The following is a 26,969-nucleotide window of genomic DNA, read 5'->3' on the forward strand; positions in this document are numbered from 1 at the left end:
CCGTCACTCCATCATCTTTTCAATTGGCAGCACCAGAATAGAGCTGGCACCGAGCGCTTTCAGTTTTTCCATCGTTTCCCAGAACAGGGTTTCGCTGCTGACCATGTGCATGGCGACGCGCTGCTGATCGCCCGCCAGCGGCAGAATGGTCGGACGCTCTGCGCCCGGCAGCAGGGCGATGACTTCATCCAGACGCTCGCTTGGCGCATGCATCATGATGTATTTGGATTCACGCGCCTGAATAACGCCCTGAATACGGGTCAGCAGTTTGTCGATAAGCTGTTGTTTGGCTTCGGCCATTTCGCCATCACGCTGGATCAGGCAGGCTTTAGAGCGGTAAATCACCTCGACTTCACGCAGACCGTTGGCTTCCAGCGTCGCCCCGGTCGACACCAGATCGCAGATGGCATCGGCCAGACCCGCACGCGGAGCGACTTCAACAGAACCGTTTAACAGACAGGATTTAAACGACACGCCTTTCTGATCCAGATAACGCTTAAGCAGGTGCGGGTAAGAGGTAGCGATGCGCTTACCGTCAAGAGAAGCCGGGCCGTCCCAGGCTTCATCGACGGCGGTGGCCAGCGAGAGACGGCAGCCGCCGAAGTCGAGACGGCGCAGGGTGTAGTAGCGCGGGTCTTCGCCCTGCGCGCGGCGGCTCAACAGCTCTTCTTCCAGAACGTTTTCCCCGATGATCCCCAGATCGACCACGCCATCCATGACCAGGCCGGGAATATCGTCATCACGCACGCGCAGAATATCAATTGGCATATTCTCCGCCATCGCAATCAGACGCTGGGTGTGCAGGTTGATTTTAATACCGCAGCGGGCCAGTAATTCGCGTGAATCATCGCTTAAACGGCCTGATTTCTGAATAGCTATGCGTAAACGGGTGTTATCTAACATTCTTTTTTCCTCTTTATCCTGTCTGAACCGGTCTGAATCGCGCACAAAAAAAAGCCCCCGGAAGAATGATCTTCCGGGGGCTTTCTCATGCGTTCATGCACCACTGGAAGATCTGAACGTCTTCCAGCACACATCGCCTGAAAGACTAGTCAGGATGATGGTGATGATGGTGGTGTTTAAATTGAACGCGTGTCATAAAATTCTCGATGAATGCTTATTCATTTGATGCCTTTTAACCTAAACCACTTTAGCGCCGGAAAGCAAGGGCTTTTTTTCATCATTAATTCATTTCATATTGAAGGTATGAATTGTCAGTCCCGGCGGGCTGGCGTAGCCTTAGATAAGATGGCGTTAAAGTCAGGAGAGAACGCATGAAAAAGGTCGCAATTGTCGGTTTAGGATGGTTAGGAATGCCGCTGGCGATGTCGCTGACGGCAAGAGGCTGGCAGGTTACTGGCACGAAAACCACGCAGGATGGCGTGGAAGCGGCCCGCATGAGCGGCATTGAGAGCTATCCGCTACGCCTGGAACCTGAGCTGGTTTGCGAAACGGACGATCTTGATGCGCTGATGGATGTGGATGCTCTGGTCATTACGCTGCCCGCTCGCCGTAGCGGGCCGGGGGAAGATTTTTACCGCCAGGCAATACAGGAGGTGGTCGACAGCGCGCTGGCGTATCACGTTCCGCGTATCATTTTTACCAGTTCCACGTCAGTATACGGCGATGTGCACGGCATTGTGAAAGAGACTACGCCGCGTAATCCCGTCACGGCGAGTGGGCGCATCCTGAAGGAACTCGAAGACTGGCTGCACAATCTGCCCGGCACCTCCGTCGATATTCTGCGTCTGTCCGGGCTGGTAGGGCCAGGACGGCATCCGGGGCGTTTCTTTGCCGGTAAAACCGCGCCTGACGGTCAGCAAGGTGTGAATCTGGTCCACCTGGAAGATGTGATTGCCGCTATTACTCTGCTGTTACAGGCACCTAAAGGGGGACACATCTATAATATATGTGCGCCTTCGCATCCGGCGCGTAATGTGTTTTATCCGCAGATGGCGCGTTTGCTGGGTATGGAACCGCCGCATTTTCTGGAAAGCCAGAGTAACGATAAAGGCAAGATTATTGATGGCAGCCGGATTTGTAATGAACTCGGGTTTGAATACCAGTATCCCGACCCGCTGGTGATGCCGATGGAGTGACGCGCCAGCAGACTACCGCCAGACACCGCAAGGGGGCGAGTATGAAACCACTGCTGGACGTTCTGATGATTCTCGATGCGTTAGAGAAAGAGGGGAGCTTTGCGGCGGCGTCGGCAAAATTGTTTAAGACGCCGTCAGCGCTCAGCTATACCGTTCATAAACTGGAAAGCGATCTGAATATCCAACTGTTGGATCGCAGCGGGCATCGGGCTAAGTTTACCCGCACCGGTCAGATGCTGCTGGAAAAAGGCCGGGAAGTTCTGCATACCGTGCGCGAACTGGAAAAACAGGCCATCAAACTTCACGAAGGCTGGGAGAACGAACTGGTCATCGGCGTGGACGATACGTTTCCTTTTTCTCTCCTTACTCCCCTCATTGAATCCTTCTACCAACATCACAGCGTAACGCGCCTGAAATTCATAAACGGCGTACTGGGCGGTTCCTGGGAGGCGCTGACGCAGGGGCGGGCGGATATCATCGTTGGCGCGATGCACGATCCGCCCTACGCCAGTGGTTTCGGTTTTGCGCGTCTGGGAGAGCTTGAGCAGGTTTTTGCGATTGCCCCGCATCATCCACTGGTGCAGGAAGAAGAGCCGTTGAGTCGGCGCGCAATAAAACGGTTCCGCGCGATTGTGGTCGGCGATGAGACGCATCCGGCATGTTCGGCAAGCGCGCAATTGCTTGATGATCAGGAAGCCATAACGGTTTTTGATTTTAAAACCAAACTGGAACTGCAAATCAGCGGCCTGGGATGTGGGTATTTACCGCGCTATCTGGCGCAACGCTTTCTGGACAGCGGTGCGCTTATTGAGAAGAACGTGGCAGCGCAGATCGTGTCGGAGCCGGTGTGGATGGGCTGGAACGAACAGACGGCCGGACTGGCCAGCGCGTGGTGGCGAGATAAAATTTTAGCAAATAGTGCTATTGCTGGCGTCTATACAATGGGGGATGCTGGGAAATCAAACAGTTAATAAAAAATATTTTTTGACGGGGCTCTCATTCTCTTGTCATTTCGCCTTAATTTAGTGCACAATGCGCCGCTTGCAAAAAATGACATTAACCGACGTTTTAATACGCGTCGGTTATTTTTTTGCATCAAACCAATCATTCAATAAAAGAGGCCGGGCTTCGTACCGGATAGATACTTACTAAAAACCGACAGTTGTTGTCGCTGAGGAATCCAGAAAATGGGGCAATTTTTTGCTTACGCGACGGCATTCGCCGTAAAGGGGAATGACCATGTCGCATAACGTTACTCCAAACACCTCTCGCGTGGAATTGCGTAAGACGCTTACGTTGATTCCGGTTGTAATGATGGGTCTTGCCTATATGCAGCCGATGACGCTGTTCGATACATTTGGTATCGTCTCAGGCCTCACTGACGGTCACGTTGCGACGGCATATGCCTTTGCGCTGATCGCGATTCTTTTTACTGCGTTGAGCTACGGTAAACTGGTGCGTCGTTTTCCGTCCGCTGGCTCCGCGTACACTTACGCCCAGAAATCCATCAGCCCGACCGTAGGCTTTATGGTGGGCTGGTCATCGCTGCTGGACTACCTGTTCATGCCGATGATCAACATTCTGCTGGCGAAAATTTATTTTGAAGCGCTGGTGCCGACAGTGCCGTCGTGGATCTTTGTGGTGGCGCTGGTGGCCTTTATGACCATCTCTAACCTGCGCAGCATCAAGACCGTCGCTAACTTCAATACCCTGATTGTTATTCTGCAAATGGGGATTGTAGCGGTGATCGTCGGCCTGATTATCTACGGCGTGTCTCACGGCGAAGGTGCGGGTACGCTGGTAAGCTCCCGTCCATTCTGGTCTGAAGGCGCGCACGTTGTGCCGATGATTACCGGTGCGACAATCCTGTGCTTCTCGTTCCTCGGCTTTGACGGTATCTCTTCTCTGTCTGAAGAGACTAAAGACGCGGAGCGCGTTATTCCGCGCGCGATTTTCCTGACGGCGCTGATTGGCGGCCTGATCTTTATCGCGGCGTCTTATTTCCTGCAACTGTACTTCCCGGATATTTCGCGCTTTAAGGACCCGGATGCATCACAGCCTGAAATCATGCTGTACGTTGCGGGTAAAACCTTCCAGTGGGGCGTGCTGATTTTCTCCAGCGTGACCGTACTGGCATCCGGTATGGCGGCACACGCGGGCGTTTCCCGTCTGATGTACGTCATGGGTCGTGACGGCGTATTCCCGACGCGTTTCTTCGGCTACGTTCATCCGAAATGGCGTACTCCGGCGTGGAACGTGCTGCTGGTTGGCGCGATCGCACTGCTGGCGATTAACTTTGATCTGGTCACGGCGACGGCGCTGATCAACTTCGGTGCGCTGGTGGCGTTTACCTTCGTGAACCTCTCCGTGATTTCCCAGTTCTGGATTCGTGAGAAGCGCAACAAAACGCTGAAAGACCACTTCAACTATCTGGTTCTGCCGGTGTGCGGCGCGCTGACTGTTGGCGCACTGTGGATCAACCTGGAAGAAAGCTCAATGACTCTGGGTTTGATCTGGGCGGGTATTGGCCTGGTGTATCTGGCTTGCGTGACCAAAAGCTTCCGCAATCCGGTACCGCAGTACGAAGATATCGCACAGTAATGAAATGACCTTTCACAGGTAAAAAACCGGAGACATGTTCTCCGGTTTTTTTATGCAAAAATCTGTAGGCCGGATAAGGTCATCGGTCGCCCTCCGGCACAACGCCAACGCCTGATGGCGCTTCGCTTATCAGGCCTACACTCCTCACTGTTTGTAGGCCGGATAAGGCGCTTACGCCGCCATCCGGCAAAAGCGACGCGTGGCTCCTCAGACAATCTCTTCTGCGTACTGCCAGAGTGATTTCAGCAATGCCAGTTTCTCTTTGTCGTCAGCATATTGCTGATACAGCATCTGTAACTCTTCCGCATACCGTTGCAAAAACTCTGGCGTAAACACCTGACGACGATGCTCCAGCCAGCGTTGCTGTTCGGTTTCATCCAGCGTCCCCGGGAAGTTACGGGCGCGATAGTTGAACAGCAGTTTTTCAATCCGCTTATCGACAAACGTAATATCCAGCGCGGGCAAATTGCGCGGTTCGGTTTCCAGCACGATTTTCATGGCGGCACGATCGGCGTCGCTGAAAAAGCCATTGTATAGCTGCGCATCGACGTTTTCAGACGGCGTAAACGGCTCGGCCTCAGCGAAGATTGCCACAACCTTATCGCGTACCTGCGGATTATCGCGCAGCACTTTCAGGTTATCGAGACAGTGCTGACGGTTAATCCCCAGGCGATCGGCATCCTCCGGGCGGAGCGTATTAGCCTGAGCCAGTACCGGGCATTTATTGATGTGTACCAGTTTTACCGGAACCGCGGCATTATCGCCGAGATCGGCTTTAGCGGTATATAACCGCTCGCGCAGGGTATCGCTGTCCAGCTCCAGTAATGGCGACATATCGCCCGCCAGATCCACCATAATGACCGCGTTGCGGTTTTCTGGATGCCAGGCCAGCGGCGCAACCCAACTGGTGTTGCCGCGCCAGGCGCCAAACATACCGGAGATATGTACTAGCGGTTTCATTTGCGGCACATCGATCAACGCCGCCAGTTTATGTTTGTTGCGATGCGTGTAAAGGTAGTCAAACAGACGCGGCTGGCGCGACTTCACCAGTTGCGCCATAGCGATGGTGGCGTACACGTCTGCCATTGCATCGTGCGCGTTGGCATGTTCGATCCCGTTGGTTTTGGTCAAGTGCTCAAGGCGGAAGCTGGGCAATCCGTCGTCATTTTCCGGCCAGTTTATGCCTTCCGGGCGCAGGGCATAGCAGGCGCGCATCACATCCAGCAAATCCCAGCGCGAGTTGTCGTGCTGCCAGCTCCAGGCATAGGGATCGTAGAAGTTGCGATACAAAATGTTACGCGTGACTTCATCATCAAAACGGACATTGTTGTAGCCGACGACACAGGTCTTTGGCACGGTGAACAGCGAATGAATACGTCTGGCAAAGGCGGCTTCGTTCTCTCCTTTGTCGCGCGCTTCCTGCGGCGTAATCCCGGTGATGAGCACAGCGCCTGGCTGAGGCAGGTAATCATCGGCGGGCTTGCAGTAAAAGACTTCAGGTTCGCCAATAATATTAAAGTCGCTATCCGTGCGGATGGCGGCAAACTGTGCGGGTCTGTCCAGCGCCGGGTGAGTCCCGAAGGTTTCGTAGTCATGGAACAGGAAGGTAGGGTGCTGCTTGCCGTCATTCATTGTTCAGTTCTATCCGTTACTGTGTGTTTGCGCGGTTCTGCGCAGCAGGGTATCAAATCCTGGCGGTGTTATCAGCTTCTGAGTCGTTATTGGGAGCGTTAAGGTTACACTGTCCGGCACTGCATAGAAAAACGTGCGTTATGTCACATTTTCTTGCAATTTATCCCTGTTTGTTTATCAGAACTTCCGTAAAAAGAACGGCAAATTATGACTTTCCTGAGGAAATAGTGTTGAAACGCCGTTTGTTTATTGCCGCTTCACTTCTCGCGATGAATCTTTCTTCCGCTCTGGCTGCCAATGTGCCAGATTTTTCTCCCCAGCCTCCGGCCATTCAGGCAGGGTCATGGGTACTTATGGATTACACCACGGGTCAAATTCTGACCGCAGGTAATGAACATCAGCGGCGTAACCCGGCCAGCCTGACCAAGCTGATGACCGGCTATGTTGTCGATCGCGCTATCGACAGCCATCGTATTAGCCCGGACGATATCGTAACCGTTGGACGTGATGCCTGGGCCAAAGACAACCCGGTGTTTGTGGGATCTTCATTAATGTTTCTGAAACAAGGGGAGCGCGTTTCGGTTCGGGATCTCAGCCGGGGGCTGATTGTTGACTCTGGAAACGATGCCTGCGTTGCGCTGGCGGATTACATCGCCGGAGGGCAACCGCAGTTCGTCGCCATGATGAATCACTACGTTGAAACCCTGAAGTTGCAGGATACCCATTTTGAAACGGTACACGGACTGGATGCGCCAGGCCAGCACAGCTCAGCCTATGATCTGGCGGTATTGTCCCGCGCCATTATTCACGGTGAGCCTGAGTTTTATCATATGTACAGTGAAAAGAGCCTGACATGGAACGGTATTACCCAGCAGAACCGTAACGGACTGCTGTGGGATAAAACCATGAATATCGACGGGTTGAAAACCGGCCATACCTCCGGCGCGGGTTTTAACCTGATTGCCTCCGCCGTGGACGGGCAGCGTCGTCTTATCGCCGTTGTGATGGGCGCGGAAAGCGCGAAAGGGCGCGAAGATCAGGCACGTAAGTTGTTGCAATGGGGACAGCAAAATTTCGATACGGTACAAATTTTACGCAGTGGCAAACAGGTTGGCACGGAACGTATCTGGTACGGCGATAAAGAAAATATTGCTCTGGGCACCGAGCAGGATTTCTGGATGGCGCTGCCGAAAACCGAAATTCCGCATATTAAGGCCCGGTATGCCCTTGATAAAAAAGAACTTGAAGCCCCTATTGCCGCACATCAGCGGGTTGGTGAAATTGAGCTATACGATCGGGATAAACTGGTGGCGCACTGGCCTCTGGTGACGCTGGAGTCTGTTGGCAAAGGCGGCGTTTTTTCCCGACTGAGCGATTACTTCCACCATAAGGCGTAACCCCCTTTTCTGACACGGCAGACTGGTAAGAGTGCGAGTCTGCTCACATACTCATCATGATTTCCTTGTGACCTTTATATGCAAAATCTTATGCTGTGTTTATATACAGTATAAGATTTGCCGGAGGGGACATCGCTTCCTTATCCGGCGCTGACTTCAATGCATTATGGAACACCGTCGACCTGATACGCGCAGCGCCATCGGGTCGACGGTGTGCTATCAGTCTCAGTGAAACTATCGGAGGCAGTATGGACTACGAAATCAGGCAGGCAGAGAAGCGTAATATCGCCGGTTTTCACATGGTCGGCCCGTGGGAAAAAACGGTGAAGCAAGGTTTTGAACAACTTATGATGTGGGTTGACGGGAATCAGGTTGTTCCGCTCGAATGGATCGCGGTTTACTACGATAATCCAGATGAGGTTCCGGCGGAAAAACTCCGCTGCGATACGGTGGTGTCTGTCCCGGATAATTTCACCATTCCGAAAAATAGCGAAGGCGTCATCCTGACGGAGATCGCCGGCGGGCAGTATGCGACAGCGGTGGCGCGCGTTGAGAATCATGATTTCGCGACGCCCTGGTATCAGTTTTTCAATAGCCTGTTACAGGACAATCACTACCAGATAGCGGCTAAACCGTGTTTTGAGGTCTATCTTAACAATGGAACGGAAGACGGGTACTGGGACATTGAAATGTATGTACCCGTACAGTCGAAATAGCCCTGTGTAAATTGTACGCAGTACCCGGCGGATAGGCGTCGTGACGGGGCAGTTTACGTGCGAGTCCTGTCCGCTATAGTGATATTTTCGCTGCAAAAGCGGGTACAATTCGTTTTTTGGTCATTTCCAGACGGAGTGCGTGAGTGCGGGCTGATAAATCGCTGAGTCCCTTTGAAATTCGTTTATATCGCCATTATCGTGTTGTACACGGCATTCGCATTGCGCTGGCGTTTATTCTCACTTTCCTGCTAGTTCGACTGTTCAACATCCCGGAAGGCACCTGGCCGCTGATCACACTGGTCGTCATTATGGGGCCGATCTCCTTTTGGGGGAACGTGGTTCCCCGTGCGTTTGAGCGCATCGGCGGCACGATTCTGGGATCGGTATTAGGTCTTGTAGCGTTACGTCTGGAGCTTTTTTCCCTCCCGCTGATGTTGATCTGGTGCGCTGCGGCAATGTTCTTGTGCGGTTGGCTGGCGTTAGGGAAAAAGCCGTATCAGGCTCTGTTGATCGGCATCACGCTCGCCGTGGTGGTAGGCGCGCCGGCAGGCGACATGAACACGGCATTGTGGCGCGGCGGGGATGTTATTTTAGGTTCGCTGCTGGCGATGCTGTTTACCGGCATCTGGCCACAACGCGCGTTTTTACACTGGCGTATTCAGATGGCGCATTGTGTGACGGCGTACAATCGGGTCTATCAGGCCGCGTTGTCGCCAAATTTGTTAGAGCGTCCCCGGCTGGAGAAGCATTTACAGAAACTGCTGAGCGACGTCGTCAAAATGCGTGGGCTGATTACGCCAGCCAGCAAAGAAACCCGCATTCAAAAGTCGATATTCGAAGCGATTCAAACCGTGAACCGCAATCTGGTCTGTATGCTTGAGCTGCAAATTAATGCGCACTGGGCATCTCGTGCCAGCCATTTTGTGATGCTGAATGCGCATACGCTGCGCGAAACGCAGCAAATGACGCAGCAAACGTTGCTCACCATCGCCCATGCGCTGTTCGAAGGCAACCCACAACCGGTACTGGCAAACACGGAAAAACTCAATGAGATTGTCGCGGAGCTGCGCCAGTTGATAAACGAGCATCATGGCAATACCGTGGCTGAAACGCCTATTCATGGCTATGTTTGGCTAAGTATGGAGACGGCGCGGCAACTGGAGCTGCTCTCCCATTTGATCTGCCGGGCATTGCGCAAATAAAAAGCAGATGACGCTCGTGATTCGGCTGCTGCTTCGATTCAGCACCGATTAAGGGTATGATACTGAAAAAGGATAAAACCATTGTCATCTGCAACGGCTAAAAGTAATGTTTACCCTAACGTATAGCGGTTGCTTAAACGAATCCGAATCTCACATTATCAGGGGTGTAAAAATGGAAACCAACAAGCCTTCTTTCCAGGACGTACTGGAATTTGTTCGTCTGTTCCGCCGTAAGAACAAACTGCAACGTGAAATCCAGGACGTTGAGAAAAAGATCCGTGACAACCAGAAGCGTGTTCTGCTGCTGGACAACCTGAGCGATTACATCAAGCCAGGTATGAGCGTTGAAGCGATCCAGGGCATCATCGCCAGCATGAAGAGCGACTATGAGGACCGCGTTGATGATTACATCATCAAAAACGCAGAAATTTCTAAAGAACGCCGCGACATTTCTAAAAAGCTGAAAGCGATGGGCGAAATGAAAAACGGCGACGCAAAAGCAGAGTAACAGCCTGTGGCAGTGGGGAACACCGCGAGTTCCTCACTGCAATTCAACCCCGCCAGTGACCATCTTCAGCAAATGCTGATCGGGCCAGTGTTCCGTCAGTTTTCGTTGTGCGAGTTCCCACTTAATATGGTCAACGTCATGGCGCTGCCTGTCCAGCATCAGCCCGACAACGCTTCCGCTGTGCGCCACATTCAGACCGTATAAATCACAGGCTTCCACCAGCGCCAACAGGGCATCAAAGCCTGGCTTTGGTAACAGTTGTTGGCTGGCGATAGCGCTGAGCGTGGCGGCTTCCCCCATCCGACGAGGGTTTTGCGTTATGCAGGCTTCCTGCACTCTCTCCCATGCCTGCTGCAACATCGCCGCCCCCGCATGCAGACGTTCCAGTCGGGGGATGCGGTGATAATCCGCCGTGCGCAACGTTATTGGGCTTTCGAGGACTAAAAGATCAAGCTGTGGCTGCGTTTCACAAGCCATTTGCGTAGAGGCGTCATTGTGATCGAAAAGCGTCAGTTGACGGAAAATGGTGCTGTCGGTGGGTTCAAGCGAAACACACAGATGTGCAAGCGTGGGTTCATCCAGCGTATGCCCCAGATGGTGTGCGGTTGCGACCGCCGTTGCCGCGATATCTGCGGTACTGCTGGCCATTCCTTTGGCGACGGGAATGGTGGAATGCACTGTGATCCGAATCTCCTGGCTCCACTGCGCAGGGTAGCGCCAGTATTCCAGTAGCCGATTGACCATTGCGCGTGAAAGGGGGCGCTCATCCGCAAGGGGAGCGCCCGAGCTTACTTCCACTGTGCTGTACCATTCGACAGGGCAGGAGACCAGTTTCTCACTGCCCAGAATCCAGCCCTGGATAAGTTCTCCGCATGACGCGGGGCATTGCGCAACAGCCACGTTTTCACCTTTCTGGTCAGCAATCCTCGGCGCATAGTGTCACGGCGATTGCGCTATTACCATGATTTTCCGCAAGTTGCAGTCGGGCAAAATCAGGCGGAAACGTCAAATGTGACCTTGTCACTTAACGCAATCCGCATCACATCTTGCGCGATCATAAGCTCTTCATTGGTATTAATGACCGCCACTTTCACCACTGCGTTTTCTGCCTGAATAAACGTAGCGTTGCGCAGGTTTTTTTCCTCATCAATACTCAGCCCCAGGAAATGCAGATTATGACAGACTGCCGCTCTGGCACGGGCGGAGTTTTCGCCGATTCCACCGGTAAAAATGAGCGCATCCAGACCGCCCATTTGCATGATATAACTGCCGATTGTCGCGCGAATGCGCTCAGCGAATAGCGTAAGCGCAAGCGCCGCCCGGCGATTTCCGCCATCGGCGGCCTGCTCAACGTCGCGGTAATCATGCGAAACGCCGGAAATGCCCAGCAGCCCCGACTCATTGTTTAATAAATAATTAAGCTGCTGGGGCGTCTTCCCTTCACGTTCTGCAATCCAGGGCAGAATGGAGGGATCGATGTCTCCGCTACGGGTTCCCATCATCACGCCTGATTGCGGCGTAAATCCCATTGATGTATTGATGGATTGCCCCCCTTTGATAGCGCAAATGCTGCTGCCATTACCCAGATGGCAGCAAATAACGCGTAAGGCGCTGAGCGGGATGCCCAGTCTTTCAGCTAATGCCGTGCTGACATATTTATGGCTGGTACCGTGAAAACCATAGCGGCGAATACCCAGCTCGGCGTAATAACGCCAGGGCAGAGGGTAAATATAGGCCGACTCGTCCAGCGTCTGATGAAAGGCGGTATCGAATACGGCCACAGAAGGCGTTGAGGGTAACAACTGGCGAAAAATATGAATACCGAGCGCGTTAACCGGGTTATGCAACGGGGCTAGTTCGGCAAGGCGCTCAATTTGAGCGAGCGTTTCATCGGTCACGCGCGCCGAATCCTTAAAGAACTCTCCGCCGTGCGCCACGCGGTGACCCACGCCGTCAATATCCTGTAAGGTATTAATGATGTGATGACTGAGGAGCTTATCCAGCAGCAGGGTAACGGCTTCGCGGTGATCGGCGATGGGGGCCGTTTCCTGCCATTTTTGCGCGGATGTTTTCATTGTGACTCTGGCGTTCGCCATTCCGATACGTTCGATTAATCCCTGGCAGATCATTTCGCCCTGCGGCATTGCCAGCAACTGGAATTTTAGCGACGAGCTACCGGCGTTAATCGCCATTATTTTGTGAGACATAAGGGTTCCTTAGCACTCAGAAAAACAAACATTTCATCAATCCCGGATTCCATCAGCGCGCTGGTGACAAAAATTTTCTGCGCACCGGCTTGAATCAGCCAGTTCTCCACGCATGAGATACGTGACGAATCCGCCAAATCAGATTTGGTGACGATCCCGATAACGGGTCTGTTCATTGGGCCGGTAAAACCGGGGGAGAAGGGCGACCACGGCGCATCGGCATTAAGAACCAGCGCGATAATGTCGGCTTCACAGGCGCTTGCCAGCAGCGCGCTATACAGACAGCGGTTCTCCAGATATTCGCCCGGCGTATCGATCGTGCCGGGCGACCAGACAATAGCCTGTGTTTTCTGGTAATGAAGCGCTTCGCCGTTCAGACTCTGTGTAAGAGAGGTTTTCCCGCACTGGCTGGGGCCGATTAACATAATGCGTTTCATGGCGTTATGTCCGGGTAATTGGGCAGGCGGTAAAACGCATCATTTCTCCCAATGTTCTGGTCACCTGATTTAACGCATACTCGACGGCTGAGACATCGCCGGTCAGCACGACGGCCCCGGTGAAACGGTCAAGAAAACCAATCTCGACCGCGCCGGATTTGGTGGCGATATCGCAGGCAATAATCGAGGCTTCGCTGGGCGTAATGGTCAGGATCCCAATAGCGGACACCGCATCCGGCAGACCCAGTTTTTTAAAGAGATCTTTGCCTGGGTTAGCAATCAGATGCGCCAGCGTCACCTGTTTCCCGGGAACATACTCCTGAATCATGCGTTCCGTTGTCGGTTGCTTTTCCATCATCCCTCCACGATCTGTCGCCACATGGCTTCATGCGGACGGGGGATCACGGCGCGGTAAACCAGCAGTCCTTTTTCGCCTGCGCTTTCACTGGCTACCGTAACGGCGTTGTTGACATCGGAGACATCGCCTGCCACCACCATGTAACATTTTCCGCCAATACCGAACGCCATATGGACACGCACCAGCGTCACGTTGGAGGCTTTAACGGCGCGATCGGCGGCACTGATACAGGCTGCTACGCTCCAGGTTTCCACGATCCCTACGGCCTGACGTTGATCAACGCTGTTCAATCCGCTGACCGCAGGCAGTACGCTGGCATGAATATTCGGCAGCACCAGACTATCCACGAGCATGTCTGCGGCCAGCGATGTGCCCGTTTCGATGGCCTGCTGTACCGCACCGACATCGCCGCCCAGCATCAGTAAAAATTTACCCGGACAGATTGTTTTACTGACCAGTAAATTGACGCTGGCGCTTTTCAGCATGGCATCGCCTGCTTCCATTCCTTTAGCGATGCTGGTGAGTTCTAAAATACCTATAGCCTGAGACATGGTTAACCTCTTACAACCGTGATGGCGTGTTCAGTAATGTCGCTGACAATGCCGTCAATACTGGCGTGAACGGCAGCGCCTAACGCGTCAGATGGCATATCGGCGACACACTGTCCACGGACAACGCGTTCACCTTTTTGCACGCAGGGAACGGCGCTGGCGCCAATATGCTGACGCAAGAGCAGCGTCGTTTTGTCTGTTGAAGGGGCGACGTCCGTTAACGGCGCGTCGTGATACCAGTCGCTGAGCCCTAGTTTGGTAATCAATCGCTTAACCGGCACCAGCCGATATTTCGCCATTTCATCGGCGGGATTCAGCGGGCCTTCGTAACGGAGGTTTTGCGCCCGTAGCTCACGTTTCAGCATGCGGTTAATGCGCATGGGGGAGATCCCCACCGGGCATGCCACGCTTTCGCAAACGTTGCATTCTGAACACGTCAGCGCGCTAAGCAGGAGTTGCGGTGTCGCGGCCTGTTGATAGTTCACCGCGCGTACCAGTAAATGGGGAGATAACTCATGGCCGATCAAATGCCTGGGGCATAAATCAGTACATAACCGGCATTGCTCGCAAACGGTTTTTGCAACAGACAAAACGGTGCGTTCATCCTGCATTCGCCGCTGAATCAAGGGATGGGTTTTCGGTAACACCAACAGGCCGCCGGTGGTCTTTGTCACCGGTGAATCCAGCGATGACACCAGGCTTCCCATCATGGGGCCGCCGTTAACCAATCCAGGGTCATCAACGGTGGCGCCGCCTGCAAGCGCTAAGACGTCGCGTAAAGACATACCGACAGGGACGGTGACGGTCAGCGGCCTCGCAACCGCGCCGTTAACGGTAAGAGTGCGGCGCGTTACGGGATACTGTTGTTCTACCGCACGGGCGATATTCAGTACGGTCTGAACATTATTGACCACCACGCCGACGCTCACCGGTAACGCCGCAGGCGGAACGCGTCGGCCTGTCGCCATCCAGATGGTCAGCACTTCGTCCCCGGCCGGGTAGACATCCGGTAAAATATGCAGCCTGATACTGGAAGGTAGCAGGGGGGTTAATGCCTCAATCGCATCGTGGTATTTTTCTTTTAACGCAATAATCCCCTCGCGTGCGCCGGTTGCCTTCATGGCGTACTGCACGCCGCGAATCAGGCGCGCGGGCTGCTGCGCCATTAATTGCTGATCAACCTTGAGCATCGGTTCACATTCAGCAGCATTAACCAAAAAGATCTCAACCTGCGCCTGTAGTTTGACGTGGGCGGGAAAACCCGCCCCCCCGGCGCCAACCACGCCCGCAGCACGTACTCGATCGCGTATGGTTTGCGCATCATAGCTATCCTGTTCAATGGCGCTGACGGTATTCATGACAACGCCTCAAGAAGTTCCCGGATCGCGCTGGCATCGGCGGTACGCGGGTTGGTTCTTAACGTCACATCAGCCAGCGCCGCCTGAACCATGACCGGGATTCGTTGTGAATACGCCTGTCGTCCCTCTTTAAGCGCCTGGGCGAATGAAGGAATTGCACACTGCGTTTTGAGCTGCTCAATCTGATGAATCAGCGCATTGAGGCATGACGTCTCGTTTGCGCTGGCGGGGCAGAGTTGACAGGCTTTAGCGAGTCTTGCGTATCGTTTTGCCGCCCGGGGATCGTGGGCGTTAAAGCGGATGACCGATGTCAGCAGCAGCGCATTGGCAAGCCCGTGCGGCAGATGAAACTGGCCGCCTAACTGATGGGCAATAGCATGGTTCAGCCCCAGTCCAGCTTGGCTAAACGCCATTCCCGCCAGCGTTGAGGCGTTGTGCATCTTCCCACGGGTAGCCAGACAATCCCCTTTCCTGACCGCAACGGGCAGATACTGAAAGACGATTTGCGCGGCTTTTTCCGCCAGCGCGTCAGTGAAGTCGCTGGCATGCGGAGACACATACGCTTCAAGCGCATGCGTCAGGACGTCCATCCCCGTGTTGGCGGTAATATTTGCCGGAACGGTGACAACCAGCGTCGGGTCGAGAATAGCCATATCTGGATACAACGCTTTATTAAATAACGGATATTTAATGCCCTTTTCTGGATCGCTAATGACGCATGCGCTGGTGACTTCGGAACCGGTGCCACTGGTGGTGGGAATTGCAACACAGGTTTCAATTTCGATGCCGAACTGACGGCTGAACCAGACGATGGCTTTTGCCGCGTCGAGCGCCGATCCCCCGCCAAAGCCGATGACTACATCCGGTCGCAGGGCATGCATCTGCGCAATACCTTGCACTACCGTACCGATGGTAGGGTCCGGGGTGATGTCGCTGAATATGCTGATGCGATTATCCGTTGGAAGGGCGTCGCGCAGCGTATTGATCAGCGGTGATTGCGCCAGAAATCCATCACAGATAATCCAGATATGACGGTTTGTAAAACGCGTCAGCACATCCAGACTTCCTCTGCCACTGTACAATCGGGTTGGTAGTGAAAACGTATTCATAACGACCTCATTAGCGAATTGAAAAGCCGTTGGTCAGTACGCAGCGACGGGAACGGGCAAATGTGCGTGCTGAGGTTGTCCCTTCGCCGGTCGGGGTGGCGATGGTAAAGGTGGTAAACCCTTCGCCGCCAACGCCGATACCGGCATAGGAAGGGCCGTTTTTCACAAAAATAGAGGTCTGTAAGGTGCGCGCCGCCAGATTCAGGCGAGAGACATTCTGCGAGTGCATAATGGCGGTATGGTGCAGACCTTCTTCAACGTTTAGCGCCAGTGCCAGCGCGCTGTCGAAATTATCGACCTTCACGACGGGTAGCATTGGCATCAACTGTTCGCTGGTTACCCACGGATCGTCGGCACTGACGATACCGATAAGCAAACGCGGCGGTTTTGCGGGAACGGCAATACCGGCGGCTTCCAGCATGGCGGTCGGGCTTTTCCCGACCAGTTTTTTATTCGCGTGACCTTCCGGGAGGCAGACGGCGCGTAATTTATCGATATCCGCAGCGTTTAACAGCAATGCGCCGAAAGCCTGCATTTGCTGAACCAGGAGCTCAGCGACGCTCTCTACGACAATCAGACTTTTTTCTGCGATACAGGGCAGGTTGTAATCGAACGCTGCGCCGTTGATGATATCTTCGGCCGCTTTGACGATATCGGCGGTCTCATCAACGATGCAGGGCGGATTGCCCGCCCCGGCGCCAATGACCTTTTTACCGCTTTTCATTCCCATCGCAACAATGCCGGGGCCGCCAGTAATAGCCAGCACCGCAATATTGGGATGCGCCATCATTTGCTGGGTTGCCTCAAAAGTCGGTTCTGCGACAGTGACGACCAGATTGCGGATGCCGCAGCAGCGGAAAGCGATATCTTCGATCATGCCGATCAATTTGAGTGAGACGTTTTTCGCGCCAGGATGCGGGCTGAAATAAACGCTGTTGCCCGCAGCCAGCATACTGATGCTGTTGTTAATAATGGTTTCGGTAGGGTTGGTGCTGGGCGCGACGGAACCAATGACGCCGAACGGTGAATATTCAAACAGCACCATGCCGCCATCGCCGGTGAGGGCCGTGGTTGTCAAATCCTCAATGCCTGGCGTGTTATCCAGCGCGGCTTTGTTTTTAAGGAATTTATCTTCTTTGTTTCCCATCCCCGTTTCCGCTGCGCTCTCCGCCGCCAGCGTGGCAAGATGCGGCGTAAGCTCCTGGCGCAGGGCGCTGATAATGGCGCTGCGCGTTTTGAGCGGACACTGCTGATAACGTAAGAAAGCCTGATGCGCCGCGTCTATCGCTTCACCGACGGACTGAAAAATACCGTGTCCTTGCGTTTCGGCCTGCGCAGGCGCCAACTGTTCGCTTAAAATATTACGGATGAGGGTTTCCAGTTCAGAAGTATTCATTGATGTGTTCTCACGTTAATTGCCGCAATGGCGGCTTGTGCAATATCCATGTCCTGTTCAACGCTCCCGCCGCTGATGCCAAGACCCCCAATGAGCAGACCATCACGCCATAACGCGAATCCGCCGCCAAAAGTGACGACTTTCCCCTGCATATGGCTTTCCAGACCGTAGAGCGAAGCGCCCGGCTGAACGGCGCAAGCCAGTTCGTGGGTGGCTGTTTTCATGGCGACGGCGGTCCAGGCTTTTTTCGGCGCCAGTTCACTGCTCACCAGCAGAGCGTCCGGCATACGCCAGGTCACGGTTTCGGTGCCGTTGGCATCCACAATGCTGACGACCACAGGAACCTGAAGCGCCTCCGCCCGCGCCACCGCTGAGCGAGTTAACTGATGAAGCTCATGAAAAGAGAGGGCCATAGAGGACTCCTTGACGACAGAGGCCGGGTTTGAGGCCAGGTAGCGCTCAGTGACCTCCCGAATGATGTTGTTCTGATGAGCGTCATGATCTTCGGCGCGCGCCAGCGCATACAGGCAATCAGATAAGCGGTTGATGTAGCGCATCAGGACGTGCCTGACGCTGGCGGTTGCCGACAGCTCGACCAGACGTCTTTCAGCCCGGCGGGCAAGCGTGCGGGCAAAGTGCAGGCGACTCGCGGCTTCGCAACGGCCAGGTAAAATAAAACTGTGTAAAGGCGTAACGCGTCCCATCGCGGTATCAATAGCCGCTTCAAGCGCGGCAATATCTTCCGCGCTGATATAGCGCTGCTCCGGCGACGGCTGCTCGCTTTCGCTGGCGAGTTCGGCGCTAAACCAGAATATCTGCATCTGAATAGATTCGAGCAACGTGCGGTGTTGCGCGCAGGTTGTGGCGCAAACGCATAAACTTAGCGCTGCATTGAGTTCATCCAGCGTGCCGTAGGTTTCGACGCGTGGATGCGTTTTACTGACCCGTTGTCCGGTAAATAAGGCCGTAGTGCCGGTATCTCCTGTTCGGGTATAAATCGCCATCATCCGCTCCTTAATGAGAAAGCGTGTCTACGATGCCGACAATGGCCAGATCGATGGCCTCGTTCGGGCTGGAAAAAACATGTCTGGCGCTGGAGCCGCTGCTGAGTAAAACCAGTTCACCCACGCCAGCGCCGACGGAATCGACGGCAACCTCATCTCCGGTAATGGGCGGGTCGGGAAGCTCTCCATCGGCACTTACCCGACGTACCAGCAAAAGTTTTTTCCCAACCAGAGAGGGCGATTTTTGCGTGGATACCACCGCGCCTGTGACTCGTGCCAGATGCATGGTTCACTCCTGCTTAATTAGTTGAATATTCCGCGCGCTGGCGGCTTCACGGGCCAGAGCGGTGACGACACAGCGACGACGCAGCACCAGTAATTGCCCCGCGAGTAGGGCGATGTCGGCGTAACTCAAAAGAGTGGTCGGATGCAGGCAGATTGTTTGCCCTCGTTCATCGACCAGCCTGATAGGCAGACGCGCCAGCTTTTTCACCGGCAGCGACGGCAACAGGCGATGGTGCAGGGATATCTGTAGACGAATACCTGATGCCAGTGCGTCATGGATTTTCTTCGCTACAGGGTCGTCGACATCCTGCTCTGCGATATACGTCAGCGAAGGCAGATCTGCCTGCACAATATGCAGCGCCGCATACTGACAAAACAGCGCGCGGGAATCGGCCTCCCGCAGTTGCGAAATACTGAGCGTGGCCGTGCTTTCCGCCCGACGCTGCAAGCGGGAGATGACCTCCTCAATAATGCGCTGCAACATCTCGCCGTTCATCGCGGTGTAACCAGAGTGGCAAACGCGTCCGGGCTGTCGGCGCCTGCGGCATTGGCTTCATCTGTGTCGATGTGCATTTCAAGACGCATATCCGCAGAGACGCGAATCGCGACGTTGTCGAAAATTAGCCTGCGCGCATTGCCTTCAATAGCGACAGAGACTTTGTCGCCATGCGCAACGTGAAATATCAACGCATCAAGCGGTGACATATGAATGTGGCGTTGGGCGACAATCACGCCGGATGCGAGATCCAGCTCGGCGAAGGGGCTAACAAGACGAATGCCTGGCGTTCCTTTAAGGTCTCCCGACATGCGCAGCGGCGCAGCGATGCCCAATGTTCTGGCATCGGTGCGGGAAATCTCAACCTGGCTGGTACGGCGAAGGGGGCCGAGCAGGCGCACATTCTTTAACTGACCTTTAGGGCCAATAAGCGTGACGGTCTGGTCGGCCGCATATTGCCCAGGCTGGAGCAGCGCTTTTTTCTCGCTGATTGGCTGACCAGGGAAAAGCCGGGCATAGTCTTCAGCGCTAAGATGGATATGACGGTTGGAAACACCCAGAGGAATAGGGCGCTCACGCATTTCATCCAGCACTTTGCTGACGGTTGTTTCCAGAAGCTGTTTATCCATTACGCTTTACCTCACTTACCTGAATGCAGGCAGAGTGACCGGGGCTCGCCTTTTTGCCGTTTACAGGCAGGGTCAAGACAGAGATTGCAACTGACCATTCCGGCTTCGGGTTCTGCTTCCGGTACTGACTCTTCTACAACCATGACGTCAGGTTCAGATTCAGGTTCTGTTTCAGGTTCCGGGGCTGGCATGGGCGCGGGCGGAATAACCGTCGCGCGGGAAAGAATCCCCTCCCCAGGCCTGGCGATAACTTTATGGGCGATCAGCCCCTGTTGTTGATCGGCAAAACTGGCACCGGTGATGATGGCGGACTGCACGGAGGCCACATCACCGGTGATTTTGATCACCGTCCAGCCAGAACCGTTGGTTCTCTCAAGTCCCACCAGCGTGATGGAAGCGGCTTTCGCCATGACATCCGCGCAACTGATGGCTAATGCCAGACCACTAACTTCAAGTAATCCCAGTGATTGCTTCACGCTGTGCTCCTTGGTTGCGGCCGTTTAGGCTGACTTGGGTAAAATGGCCTCAACGTCGCTGTGCGGACGTGGAATGACGTGGCAAGATTTCACCTCGCCCACGGCGCTTGCTGCGGCGCTTCCCGCATCGACTGCCGCTTTAACCGCGCCAACATCACCGCGAACCATAACGGTGACCAGGCCGGAGCCGATTTTTTCATAGCCCACCAGTTGCACGTTGGCGGACTTCACCATGGCGTCAGCGGCTTCGATAGCGCCGACTAACCCTTTTGTTTCAACCAGTCCCAGTGCGTTGTTCATACTGCGATTCTCCTGTTGCTTAGGTATTCAGATCCCGAAAGGGGATCCCTTTGACTAACCTTGCCGCGTTGTTACCAGCACTTCGCCGGGCATGGCTGTCCTGGTGATACATCAGCGTAAAAAGCGGCGCTGATGCGGGTAAATTCTTGTAATGCACAACCAGCTTTTCTTTGTCGCAGGCTATGCCGACGAGTAGCGGAGACCGACGCGCCGCCTGCCAGGCACAATGGGTCACGTCACCGTCAGTCTGCGTCTGGATAACAAAGGGGATACCTTCTTCTTCAATACCGAGAAGCACCTCTTTCCAGACCGTGATACCGTCATTGATGGTCGAAATAACGATAGCCGGGGCACTGGCGTTACTGTCCATGCGCGAACTCCTTATGCCAGGAGAGAATCAGCCCGGTCGCGACCGCATTTCTCGGGCCTTCTGTGCCGCGAATGTTTCCGCGACCGGCCACCAGGCGATAGTGCGCCAGCGCATCGGTGACGAGTTGCGGGATCTCGAAATCCAGAGACGATCCGCCAACCAGCACGACAAAAGGAATGTCACGAATGTTGCCGGTCGGGCTGACCTGACGCAGCGCGCGCAGGGCGTTAGTGACGAAAACCCGCTCTTTGGCGCTGCGGCGAATGGCGCGTACTTTTTCCAGCGCTAAATCGCCGGGTAATGGAACCAGTTCATCAGGCTTCACCACACATACGCGGGCAAATACGGCTGGCGGCAGCGGGGTGGGGAAAAACTGGACGCTGCCATCTTCGTGACGCAGATGAAAAAGGCTTTCCACCTTCGCGAGCGGATACTTTTTAATCTCTTCTGCCAGATAGCGGTCATCCAGACCCAGTTCACGGGCAATAATCATCGTGACCATATCGCCAGCCCCTGCGAGGTGGGTGGCAATGATCTCCCCTTTGGGATTGATGATGGAGGCATCTGTCGAACCTGCGCCCAAATCGAGAATCGCCAGCGGACGCGTGGTGCCGGGAGTCGTCAACGCGCCTAAAATCGCCGCTTCAGCCTCAGCACCGCCAACCTGAACGTCAACACTCAGCTTCTGTTTGATTTCGCGGGCGATCATCGCCATTTGCAGACGGTCGGATTTCACCATTGAGGCGATGCCCACGGCCTGCTCCAGAGAAAATTCGCCAGCCAGCCCGCCGGTAACGTTCACCGGAACGGAAGTATCGACAGCCAGCAAATCCTGAATGAAGATCTCGTTGCTGGGCTTATTGGTCAGTTCCGCCATGGTCTGGCGTACATGTTCCAGCATGCCGCCAATATTGGTGCCGGCTTCGCCGGTCACGTTGTCCAGCTTGCGGCATTCGCCCACCGCTTTCATGATGGCTTCAGCACCGGCGGCAACATCTACACGGAGCGTGCGTCCCTGAGAAAGCAGTTCCAGATTCCCGGCGGGAATGGCGCGCGCTTTGACATCCCCTGACGGCGTTTTCACGACAACGGCGGAGCGATTGCCAATCAGCGCGCGCGCCATAGGGACGATATTTTTGGTTTCTTCGGCATTAAGGCCGAAAACCGTGGCAATACCGTAAGGGTTAGAGAGCGTTTCAATCACTTTCCCTGGTACGGCAACCTCAATAGCGGCCAGCATGCCCAGCGGAATCCGGTCGATATAGAGCACTTCATCGACGATCGGTAAAGGCTGTTCCAGACGGTTGCTGACCAGGACGCCGTCGTCTTGCTGCAAAATGACGCCGGTGAGTTGATATCCGGCGCGTACGGAGGCGTTAATCATGGTGGCGACATCGGCGAAGTCGAACGCCGATGACACGACCAGGATATAAGGCATATCCGCCGGACGGGTTAATAACTCTTGCGGCGTAATGGTCACTCCCACACCCAGACCGACCCCCCCTGGGGTTTTAGGGTTGTGGCCGATCATTGTGGACTCGGTAATGATGGTTTCCGTGATGGTTTCCATCGCGACATCGCCAATGACCGGTGTGGCTTCGTTGATGCGGATAAGCGAAATATCGCTGACATTGATGCCTGCGTTTTTTGCCGCAAGCGTAAGCGCATCCTGAATACCAAACACATTTCGTAATGTGCCTTTAATTCCGGTGGTTTCTGCCAGCGCGCTGCCGGTAATGGTCAGTGCGCCAGCCTCATCCAGCCGCGCCAGCGCGACTTCTGTTGATGAGTTGCCAATATCAATGCCAGCTATGTATCGCATCGTATTTCCCTAAAATTAATCGTCACCTTTGAGTTTTTTACGCTCGACGTATAACGTTGCCGCTTCACGCACGAAAGCTGCGCAAATCTTCGCCTGATAGCGATTTTCCAGATCGTCTGCGATAGCCATCAGCTCTTCTTTCGTCGAACGGTATGGACGCAGGGCGTTGTAAATTTCAAGGATTCGATCGTCCGGTACGGCGGTCAGTTCCGCTGCGCGCTCAAAGTTCATCGCCAGGCGGTCACGTCCGGCATCTCTGGCGATAGCCGCCTGAATGCGCAGCGTATCCGGCGTGATACGCATATCCTGTGCGGTCACTTTGTCGCTGAGGACGTTTTCCAGCGTGAATTCATCCAGCGTTTTATTGGTGGCGGTTTTTACCCATTCTGGATGTTTATTCGCCAGCGGATAATCCGTCACTTTTGCGGTATGCGTTGATGCGCTTGCTGTGGCCGGAGCAGGTGCGTTGCCCTGCAAGCTGTTCATGCGGCTCAACACGTCCCGAACCATCGATTCAATTGCGTCGGTATTCATGGAGGTATCCTTTGTTAAAGCGCCACGCGCAGTTCCTGCGGGTTTTTGCCCGTCACGACATACTTCGTCTCTTTAATGTGCAGAATGGCGGATTTCGCCTGGTACTTCGGGCGCGCCATTTGGTCATTTAAGGTCGGAACCGGTTGTGGTGACTCACGCTTCGCATAGCGCGCGGCGTTCTTGCCAATCTGACGATACGTTTCCAGCGTCAGCAGCGGCGCCTGAGGGAATAACTCCAGATTGGAGAGCGGCGGCAGCCCTTGCTGATGGATAACGGTAGTGCCTTTTGACTGAATGCCGATTGAAATGCCGGAGCCGCTGAGGCGGTTGCCTTCAACGGCGACGAACGCCACGTCAGAGGATTTAAAGCAGCGGATCACGCGGGCTTTAATGCCTTCTTCTTCAATACCGGCGATCACTTCACGCAGGATATTTTTGTGCGGCAAGCCGACGATATTCACGGTCTGCGACAGGCCAAATGCCGGGCCCACGGCAATGATCACTTCATCCTGCTGCGTACCTTGTCTGGCCTCGCCAATTTCCGTTAGAAAACCGTCGCCTTGCGGTGCTGCGGTTTGCGACGAAGTTGATGCTGTCGGTGCGCGAAAGGAGACGGGCTTATCGCTGGTTTGCATTTCGGACAGCACGTCTTCGATTATCTGGCGCAGCAGCTTTTCATTAATTTCCATTTTTCACCCCTTAGCCAAGTTCGTTGGGATCGAGTGCGCCAGGGATGTTTTTAATCTCTTCCCAGCGTTCGCCTTGCAGGCGATAACCTGTTGCCGGACCGGCATAATCGTTGACGTCATTCACCGCAGAGAGCACCTGCCCGTCGCCGACGATAATGGCGGAGGTATGCAGATAGTCTCCGGTTAACTTGGCTTTCTGGATGTTGAGCATGTCTTGCGCGACGTCGGTGAAACCGCCTTTTGCAAGGGCTTTCACCACTTCCAGACCGTTACGGTTTTTGTTGATGATCTCTTGCGCGAACTTGATGTCTTCGACGATGTTACGTTCAGGCATATCTTTCGAGCCGTGAGCGTAGGTTGCGGCTTCAACCTCTTCATCGGTAATCGGCGGCAGCCCCATTCCGGCAAACACGGCTTGCAGCGCGCGCGCGGCTTTATTACGGATGGCGATAACGTCTTCTTCGCGAACCGGACGCAGACCACCGTCCACTTTCAGGTCACGCTGGATAACGTTGTAGTCGTCGAAGTCCTCCGCATCTTCGTTTGAACCGGCAAACATGTTGTCGTAGTTCGGTACGGCGGAATAACCCGAGGAGATGAAGTCAGTACCCGGCAGGAACTGCATCAGCAGACGCGCGGTACGGCGCATATCGGAGTGGGTGAAGGTCTGGTCGTTACTGGAGGCGCATTCCAGATCCAGCGCGGAGCAGATCAGGTTTTCCGCCAGTACGGCGCGAATGCCTGACGGTACGGCGGAAGGAACGCCGATGCAGCTGACAGAACCGTTCTGTAGACCCTGAACGCCTGCGGCTTTGGTGATATAGATACAGCGGGCTTCCAGATAGAGCATTGATTTGCCTTCAGCATAGCCCATCTGTACCTCGGAACCCGACCCCGAGGTAAAGCGCATTTTCAGGCCGCGAGAGGCATAGGAAGAGGCGAGGAAGCCTTTTGACCAGGGAGTATCGTCGCCATCGGTAAAGACCGGTTCAGTACCATAGACGGAAATGGTTTCGGCGTAGCAGGTGTGGCCCAGCATACCGAGCTTCAGTTCGGTGGCTTCTTCCAGTGAACACTGCGTTAATACGCCTGGGCGACCGACCTGGGAACCCACCAGCAGAGCGATAGCATTGAACGGGGCGTAGCGCGCAACCGCAACCGTTGTCTCTTGCTCATCAAACCCACGCCACGCGCCTTCTGCGGCATCGGCGGCAATCTGAACCGGGTTGTCTTTCACGTTGGTGACATGCGCCTGCTGAGAAGGCGTGCGGCGGGCGCGCATTTTTTGCATCGCCATCATCATCTCTACCACGTTCATGTGCGAGACGACTTCAACGATTTTTGCTGGCGTCATCGCCGTGGTGAGCGGAACGATGTCGCTGCGTTTGACGTTTGGATCGCACAGCATATTGGCGAGTTTGACCGAGTCCATCGCCATCACTTCTTCCGCGCGCGCCAGGTTAATACCGTAACGGGCGATAAAGTGGTCGATCAGGTCAAATTCGCTGGCGGCTTTGCCGTCCAGCTCGGTGACCGCGCCGTTAACGATTTTAATCGACGGTTTGGGGTCGTTCGGGCTTTCCATCGCAATGAAGCCTTCTTCGATCCACTCCTTAACGAAGCCGTCCTGATTCACAGGGCGTTTCGCCAGTGCTTCAAATCTTTTCGATCTCATGAATCAGCCTCACGGATATCAGATGTAGGACGGACGATCGTTTTTCGGCGTCGCGCCGAGGGTGGACAGAACGGTTTTGCCGATTTCACGGGCTGAAATAACCGCCTGACGCACCGCGCCGGAATCCCCGGAAATCACCAGAATGGCTTCGTTACTGAAGCTGGTGCCGTGTGCCGGAGAGCTGTAAGCCACGACCTCAACATTGGCGGATTTCAGCGCGGTATCCGCCATCAGCACGCCAACAGAGGCGGGGGCGCCGACAATCACGCCGCAGGCGCGGCCAACTGGCGCGCCAAAGGCTTTTTCAAGCGCATAGCTGGCGCGGGCGGTGTATTGCAGCTCGATATGTCCGGCTTCATTGGCGTATACGTCGCCGAACGTCCGGTCGAGTTCTTTCAGCGCAACTTCAATGCCACGTTTCACGTCCGAAACATCATTGCCGCCTAAAATAATTAGCGAACCGTGGCCTGCGCCGCCTTTGGTATCGCGGGGAAGCTCAATGCTGACCACTTCGGTATTGGTCGCTTTTACTGCTTCATCGGCGGCCATAATGTGCGGGCCTGCGCCAGTTCGCGCGCCAAGGATTCCGATGGAGCGGTAGCGCTTTTCCAGCTTCATCGCTTCCAGTAAGGCACTGTCCACATTTGCGATCACCAGACCGACGGTGTCGCCAATCGCGGTGCCGACAAATTCCGTTAAACTGCAACTTTTCTCTGCCATAGCCGTCTCTCGTATTGGGTGGGTTTCTTCAGGAATGGCCGTTTGTTCTGGTGTTGCCACACGGGCAATCACCTGCGCCATGATCTGTTCCACCAGTTCATTGCTGCTCATTGGCTAATTCCCTTCGGTAAGATTTTTTCTACATCGGTATGAGGGCGTGGAATAACGTGTACGGCTTTCACTTCTCCCACGTTGCGTGCGGCAGCGGCGCCCGCATCGGTTGCCGCTTTTACTGCGCCAACGTCACCGCGAACGATGACCGTTACCAGCCCGGAGCCAATTTTTTCGTAGCCGACTAACATCACATTGGCTGACTTCACCATTGCGTCTGCGGCCTCTATGGCTGCGGTTAAGCCTTTGGTTTCTACCATTCCTAATGCTTCTTGTTGCATAAAGAC

The 26,969-nt window shown here is 54.5% G+C and carries 31 protein-coding genes, 1 pseudogene and 1 other annotated feature; of the genes and pseudogenes, 8 read left to right on the plus strand and 24 right to left on the minus strand.

Features of this window, described 5'->3' with window-relative positions; genetic code table 11:
• Positions 1 to 3 precede the first annotated feature (3 nt).
• Positions 4 to 903, minus strand: coding sequence for an ATP phosphoribosyltransferase (gene hisG / locus OGV67_RS07050; protein ID WP_058669367.1), 900 nt, complete (start codon positions 901 to 903; stop codon positions 4 to 6).
• Between the two features lie 45 nt (positions 904 to 948).
• Positions 949 to 1,073 (minus strand) — a sequence feature (His leader region).
• Complete coding sequence (hisL, locus tag OGV67_RS07055) at positions 1,049 to 1,099, minus strand: his operon leader peptide (protein WP_001364200.1); 51 nt, start codon at positions 1,097 to 1,099, stop codon at positions 1,049 to 1,051. It overlaps the preceding feature by 25 nt.
• Positions 1,100 to 1,274: 175 nt before the next feature.
• On the opposite strand from hisL, the gene OGV67_RS07060 reads away from it, so the two are divergent.
• From OGV67_RS07060 to OGV67_RS07075, 4 genes and pseudogenes are all read left to right on the plus strand, one after another.
• Positions 1,275 to 2,099, plus strand: a complete 825-nt coding sequence (locus tag OGV67_RS07060; protein ID WP_049009132.1) for an SDR family oxidoreductase — start codon at positions 1,275 to 1,277, stop codon at positions 2,097 to 2,099.
• A gap of 41 nt (positions 2,100 to 2,140) precedes the next feature.
• Positions 2,141 to 3,125: pseudogene (locus OGV67_RS07065) on the plus strand (LysR family transcriptional regulator).
• 161 nt (positions 3,126 to 3,286) lie between these two features.
• Positions 3,287 to 3,349 carry a membrane protein YoeI gene (yoeI, locus tag OGV67_RS07070; RefSeq protein WP_099433339.1) on the plus strand — a complete coding sequence of 21 codons (63 nt, stop codon included), beginning with the start codon at positions 3,287 to 3,289 and terminating at the stop codon, positions 3,347 to 3,349.
• Positions 3,339 to 4,700 (plus strand): APC family permease, encoded by a 1,362-nt coding sequence (locus OGV67_RS07075; RefSeq protein ID WP_024130202.1) that lies wholly within the window; start codon positions 3,339 to 3,341, stop codon positions 4,698 to 4,700. The genes yoeI and OGV67_RS07075 overlap by 11 nt, the downstream gene beginning before the upstream one ends.
• 207 nt (positions 4,701 to 4,907) lie before the next feature.
• Here OGV67_RS07075 and sbcB read toward each other — a convergent pair whose 3' ends face one another.
• Positions 4,908 to 6,332: an exodeoxyribonuclease I gene (sbcB, locus tag OGV67_RS07080; RefSeq protein WP_115614729.1), complete on the minus strand. Its 1,425-nt coding sequence runs from the start codon at positions 6,330 to 6,332 to the stop codon at positions 4,908 to 4,910.
• Positions 6,333 to 6,556: 224 nt separating this feature from the next.
• Here sbcB and dacD point away from each other — a divergent pair, with 224 nt between their 5' ends.
• The 4 genes from dacD to OGV67_RS07100 all read left to right on the plus strand — a co-directional run bounded on the left by dacD (position 6,557) and on the right by OGV67_RS07100 (position 10,155).
• Positions 6,557 to 7,729 carry a serine-type D-Ala-D-Ala carboxypeptidase DacD gene (gene dacD, locus OGV67_RS07085; RefSeq protein WP_110494900.1) on the plus strand — a complete coding sequence of 391 codons (1,173 nt, stop codon included), beginning with the start codon at positions 6,557 to 6,559 and terminating at the stop codon, positions 7,727 to 7,729.
• Between the two features lie 248 nt (positions 7,730 to 7,977).
• Complete coding sequence (sbmC, locus tag OGV67_RS07090; protein WP_012131750.1) at positions 7,978 to 8,445, plus strand: DNA gyrase inhibitor SbmC; 468 nt, start codon at positions 7,978 to 7,980, stop codon at positions 8,443 to 8,445.
• Positions 8,446 to 8,588: 143 nt separating this feature from the next.
• On the plus strand, positions 8,589 to 9,647 hold the full coding sequence (locus tag OGV67_RS07095) for an FUSC family protein (protein ID WP_012131751.1): 1,059 nt from the start codon (positions 8,589 to 8,591) through the stop codon (positions 9,645 to 9,647).
• 172 nt (positions 9,648 to 9,819) lie between these two features.
• On the plus strand, positions 9,820 to 10,155 hold the full coding sequence (locus OGV67_RS07100; RefSeq protein ID WP_024130204.1) for a DUF496 family protein: 336 nt from the start codon (positions 9,820 to 9,822) through the stop codon (positions 10,153 to 10,155).
• Positions 10,156 to 10,188: 33 nt separating this feature from the next.
• On the opposite strand, the gene OGV67_RS07105 is transcribed toward OGV67_RS07100, so the two are convergent.
• The 21 genes from OGV67_RS07105 to pduA all read right to left on the minus strand — a co-directional run bounded on the left by OGV67_RS07105 (position 10,189) and on the right by pduA (position 26,963).
• Positions 10,189 to 11,055: a GHMP family kinase ATP-binding protein gene (locus OGV67_RS07105; RefSeq protein ID WP_115614730.1), complete on the minus strand. Its 867-nt coding sequence runs from the start codon at positions 11,053 to 11,055 to the stop codon at positions 10,189 to 10,191.
• Positions 11,056 to 11,147: 92 nt separating this feature from the next.
• Complete coding sequence (locus OGV67_RS07110) at positions 11,148 to 12,362, minus strand: acetate/propionate family kinase (protein WP_115181441.1); 1,215 nt, start codon at positions 12,360 to 12,362, stop codon at positions 11,148 to 11,150.
• Positions 12,347 to 12,799, minus strand: coding sequence for a EutP/PduV family microcompartment system protein (gene pduV / locus OGV67_RS07115; RefSeq protein ID WP_058669360.1), 453 nt, complete (start codon positions 12,797 to 12,799; stop codon positions 12,347 to 12,349). The genes OGV67_RS07110 and pduV overlap by 16 nt, the downstream gene beginning before the upstream one ends.
• A gap of 4 nt (positions 12,800 to 12,803) precedes the next feature.
• Positions 12,804 to 13,154, minus strand: a complete 351-nt coding sequence (gene pduU, locus OGV67_RS07120; RefSeq protein ID WP_047462685.1) for a propanediol utilization microcompartment protein PduU — start codon at positions 13,152 to 13,154, stop codon at positions 12,804 to 12,806.
• A complete protein-coding gene (gene pduT / locus OGV67_RS07125; RefSeq protein ID WP_012131757.1) occupies positions 13,154 to 13,708 on the minus strand; it encodes a propanediol utilization microcompartment protein PduT in 555 nt (184 codons plus the stop codon). Before pduT ends, pduU begins: the two co-directional genes overlap by 1 nt.
• Before the next feature lie 2 nt (positions 13,709 to 13,710).
• The gene (locus tag OGV67_RS07130) at positions 13,711 to 15,066 is read right to left on the minus strand and encodes a 4Fe-4S dicluster domain-containing protein (RefSeq protein ID WP_115614731.1); all 1,356 of its coding nucleotides are present in this window, start codon (positions 15,064 to 15,066) and stop codon (positions 13,711 to 13,713) included.
• Positions 15,063 to 16,175 (minus strand): 1-propanol dehydrogenase PduQ, encoded by a 1,113-nt coding sequence (locus tag OGV67_RS07135; RefSeq protein ID WP_012131759.1) that lies wholly within the window; start codon positions 16,173 to 16,175, stop codon positions 15,063 to 15,065. The genes OGV67_RS07130 and OGV67_RS07135 overlap by 4 nt, the downstream gene beginning before the upstream one ends.
• Before the next feature lie 10 nt (positions 16,176 to 16,185).
• A complete protein-coding gene (gene pduP, locus OGV67_RS07140) occupies positions 16,186 to 17,571 on the minus strand; it encodes a CoA-acylating propionaldehyde dehydrogenase PduP (RefSeq protein ID WP_049009199.1) in 1,386 nt (461 codons plus the stop codon).
• Positions 17,568 to 18,575 (minus strand): two-domain cob(I)yrinic acid a,c-diamide adenosyltransferase PduO, encoded by a 1,008-nt coding sequence (gene pduO, locus OGV67_RS07145; RefSeq protein ID WP_115614732.1) that lies wholly within the window; start codon positions 18,573 to 18,575, stop codon positions 17,568 to 17,570. The genes pduP and pduO overlap by 4 nt, the downstream gene beginning before the upstream one ends.
• Before the next feature lie 10 nt (positions 18,576 to 18,585).
• Positions 18,586 to 18,861, minus strand: a complete 276-nt coding sequence (locus tag OGV67_RS07150) for a EutN/CcmL family microcompartment protein (protein WP_047462697.1) — start codon at positions 18,859 to 18,861, stop codon at positions 18,586 to 18,588.
• Positions 18,862 to 18,864: 3 nt separating this feature from the next.
• Positions 18,865 to 19,356 carry a microcompartment protein PduM gene (gene pduM / locus OGV67_RS07155; protein ID WP_115614733.1) on the minus strand — a complete coding sequence of 164 codons (492 nt, stop codon included), beginning with the start codon at positions 19,354 to 19,356 and terminating at the stop codon, positions 18,865 to 18,867.
• Positions 19,353 to 19,985, minus strand: a complete 633-nt coding sequence (locus tag OGV67_RS07160; RefSeq protein WP_115614734.1) for a phosphate propanoyltransferase — start codon at positions 19,983 to 19,985, stop codon at positions 19,353 to 19,355. Before OGV67_RS07160 ends, pduM begins: the two co-directional genes overlap by 4 nt.
• An 11-nt stretch (positions 19,986 to 19,996) precedes the next feature.
• Entirely contained in the window at positions 19,997 to 20,461 is a 465-nt protein-coding gene (locus tag OGV67_RS07165) for a BMC domain-containing protein (RefSeq protein ID WP_049009193.1), read from the minus strand.
• Between the two features lie 24 nt (positions 20,462 to 20,485).
• Complete coding sequence (gene pduJ / locus OGV67_RS07170; protein ID WP_004853788.1) at positions 20,486 to 20,761, minus strand: propanediol utilization microcompartment protein PduJ; 276 nt, start codon at positions 20,759 to 20,761, stop codon at positions 20,486 to 20,488.
• A 19-nt stretch (positions 20,762 to 20,780) separates the two neighbouring features.
• Positions 20,781 to 21,131: a glycerol dehydratase reactivase beta/small subunit family protein gene (locus OGV67_RS07175; protein ID WP_012131766.1), complete on the minus strand. Its 351-nt coding sequence runs from the start codon at positions 21,129 to 21,131 to the stop codon at positions 20,781 to 20,783.
• Positions 21,121 to 22,953, minus strand: coding sequence for a diol dehydratase reactivase subunit alpha (locus tag OGV67_RS07180; protein WP_115614735.1), 1,833 nt, complete (start codon positions 22,951 to 22,953; stop codon positions 21,121 to 21,123). The genes OGV67_RS07175 and OGV67_RS07180 overlap by 11 nt, the downstream gene beginning before the upstream one ends.
• A gap of 15 nt (positions 22,954 to 22,968) precedes the next feature.
• The gene (gene pduE / locus OGV67_RS07185) at positions 22,969 to 23,487 is read right to left on the minus strand and encodes a propanediol dehydratase small subunit PduE (protein ID WP_112001951.1); all 519 of its coding nucleotides are present in this window, start codon (positions 23,485 to 23,487) and stop codon (positions 22,969 to 22,971) included.
• 14 nt (positions 23,488 to 23,501) lie between these two features.
• Positions 23,502 to 24,176, minus strand: coding sequence for a propanediol dehydratase medium subunit PduD (pduD, locus tag OGV67_RS07190; protein ID WP_058669353.1), 675 nt, complete (start codon positions 24,174 to 24,176; stop codon positions 23,502 to 23,504).
• A gap of 10 nt (positions 24,177 to 24,186) precedes the next feature.
• The gene (gene pduC, locus OGV67_RS07195; protein WP_047462720.1) at positions 24,187 to 25,851 is read right to left on the minus strand and encodes a propanediol dehydratase large subunit PduC; all 1,665 of its coding nucleotides are present in this window, start codon (positions 25,849 to 25,851) and stop codon (positions 24,187 to 24,189) included.
• A gap of 18 nt (positions 25,852 to 25,869) precedes the next feature.
• Positions 25,870 to 26,682: a propanediol utilization microcompartment protein PduB gene (gene pduB, locus OGV67_RS07200; RefSeq protein WP_115614736.1), complete on the minus strand. Its 813-nt coding sequence runs from the start codon at positions 26,680 to 26,682 to the stop codon at positions 25,870 to 25,872.
• Positions 26,679 to 26,963, minus strand: coding sequence for a propanediol utilization microcompartment protein PduA (pduA, locus tag OGV67_RS07205; RefSeq protein WP_001183618.1), 285 nt, complete (start codon positions 26,961 to 26,963; stop codon positions 26,679 to 26,681). The genes pduB and pduA overlap by 4 nt, the downstream gene beginning before the upstream one ends.
• Between the last annotated feature and the right edge of the window lie 6 nt (positions 26,964 to 26,969).

The sequence above is a fragment of the Citrobacter sp. CK188 genome (assembly GCF_030333525.1).
Taxonomy (GTDB): domain Bacteria; phylum Pseudomonadota; class Gammaproteobacteria; order Enterobacterales; family Enterobacteriaceae; genus Citrobacter_B; species Citrobacter_B koseri.

Bases quoted from the DNA above. Each gene is read 5' to 3' on its own strand.
- hisG (WP_058669367.1), bottom strand. From the start codon at position 903: ATGTTAGATAACACCCGTTTACGCATAGCTATTCAGAAATCAGGCCGT.
- OGV67_RS07060 (WP_049009132.1), top strand. From the start codon at position 1,275: ATGAAAAAGGTCGCAATTGTCGGTTTAGGATGGTTAGGAATGCCGCTG.
- OGV67_RS07075 (WP_024130202.1), top strand. From the start codon at position 3,339: ATGTCGCATAACGTTACTCCAAACACCTCTCGCGTGGAATTGCGTAAG.
- sbcB (WP_115614729.1), bottom strand. From the start codon at position 6,332: ATGAATGACGGCAAGCAGCACCCTACCTTCCTGTTCCATGACTACGAA.
- sbmC (WP_012131750.1), top strand. From the start codon at position 7,978: ATGGACTACGAAATCAGGCAGGCAGAGAAGCGTAATATCGCCGGTTTT.
- OGV67_RS07100 (WP_024130204.1), top strand. From the start codon at position 9,820: ATGGAAACCAACAAGCCTTCTTTCCAGGACGTACTGGAATTTGTTCGT.
- OGV67_RS07110 (WP_115181441.1), bottom strand. From the start codon at position 12,362: ATGTCTCACAAAATAATGGCGATTAACGCCGGTAGCTCGTCGCTAAAA.
- pduV (WP_058669360.1), bottom strand. From the start codon at position 12,799: ATGAAACGCATTATGTTAATCGGCCCCAGCCAGTGCGGGAAAACCTCT.
- pduU (WP_047462685.1), bottom strand. From the start codon at position 13,154: ATGGAAAAGCAACCGACAACGGAACGCATGATTCAGGAGTATGTTCCC.
- pduT (WP_012131757.1), bottom strand. From the start codon at position 13,708: ATGTCTCAGGCTATAGGTATTTTAGAACTCACCAGCATCGCTAAAGGA.
- OGV67_RS07130 (WP_115614731.1), bottom strand. From the start codon at position 15,066: ATGAATACCGTCAGCGCCATTGAACAGGATAGCTATGATGCGCAAACC.
- OGV67_RS07135 (WP_012131759.1), bottom strand. From the start codon at position 16,175: ATGAATACGTTTTCACTACCAACCCGATTGTACAGTGGCAGAGGAAGT.
- pduP (WP_049009199.1), bottom strand. From the start codon at position 17,571: ATGAATACTTCTGAACTGGAAACCCTCATCCGTAATATTTTAAGCGAA.
- pduO (WP_115614732.1), bottom strand. From the start codon at position 18,575: ATGGCGATTTATACCCGAACAGGAGATACCGGCACTACGGCCTTATTT.
- OGV67_RS07150 (WP_047462697.1), bottom strand. From the start codon at position 18,861: ATGCATCTGGCACGAGTCACAGGCGCGGTGGTATCCACGCAAAAATCG.
- pduM (WP_115614733.1), bottom strand. From the start codon at position 19,356: ATGAACGGCGAGATGTTGCAGCGCATTATTGAGGAGGTCATCTCCCGC.
- OGV67_RS07160 (WP_115614734.1), bottom strand. From the start codon at position 19,985: ATGGATAAACAGCTTCTGGAAACAACCGTCAGCAAAGTGCTGGATGAA.
- pduJ (WP_004853788.1), bottom strand. From the start codon at position 20,761: ATGAACAACGCACTGGGACTGGTTGAAACAAAAGGGTTAGTCGGCGCT.
- OGV67_RS07175 (WP_012131766.1), bottom strand. From the start codon at position 21,131: ATGGACAGTAACGCCAGTGCCCCGGCTATCGTTATTTCGACCATCAAT.
- OGV67_RS07180 (WP_115614735.1), bottom strand. From the start codon at position 22,953: ATGCGATACATAGCTGGCATTGATATTGGCAACTCATCAACAGAAGTC.
- pduE (WP_112001951.1), bottom strand. From the start codon at position 23,487: ATGAATACCGACGCAATTGAATCGATGGTTCGGGACGTGTTGAGCCGC.
- pduD (WP_058669353.1), bottom strand. From the start codon at position 24,176: ATGGAAATTAATGAAAAGCTGCTGCGCCAGATAATCGAAGACGTGCTG.
- pduC (WP_047462720.1), bottom strand. From the start codon at position 25,851: ATGAGATCGAAAAGATTTGAAGCACTGGCGAAACGCCCTGTGAATCAG.
- pduB (WP_115614736.1), bottom strand. From the start codon at position 26,682: ATGAGCAGCAATGAACTGGTGGAACAGATCATGGCGCAGGTGATTGCC.
- pduA (WP_001183618.1), bottom strand. From the start codon at position 26,963: ATGCAACAAGAAGCATTAGGAATGGTAGAAACCAAAGGCTTAACCGCA.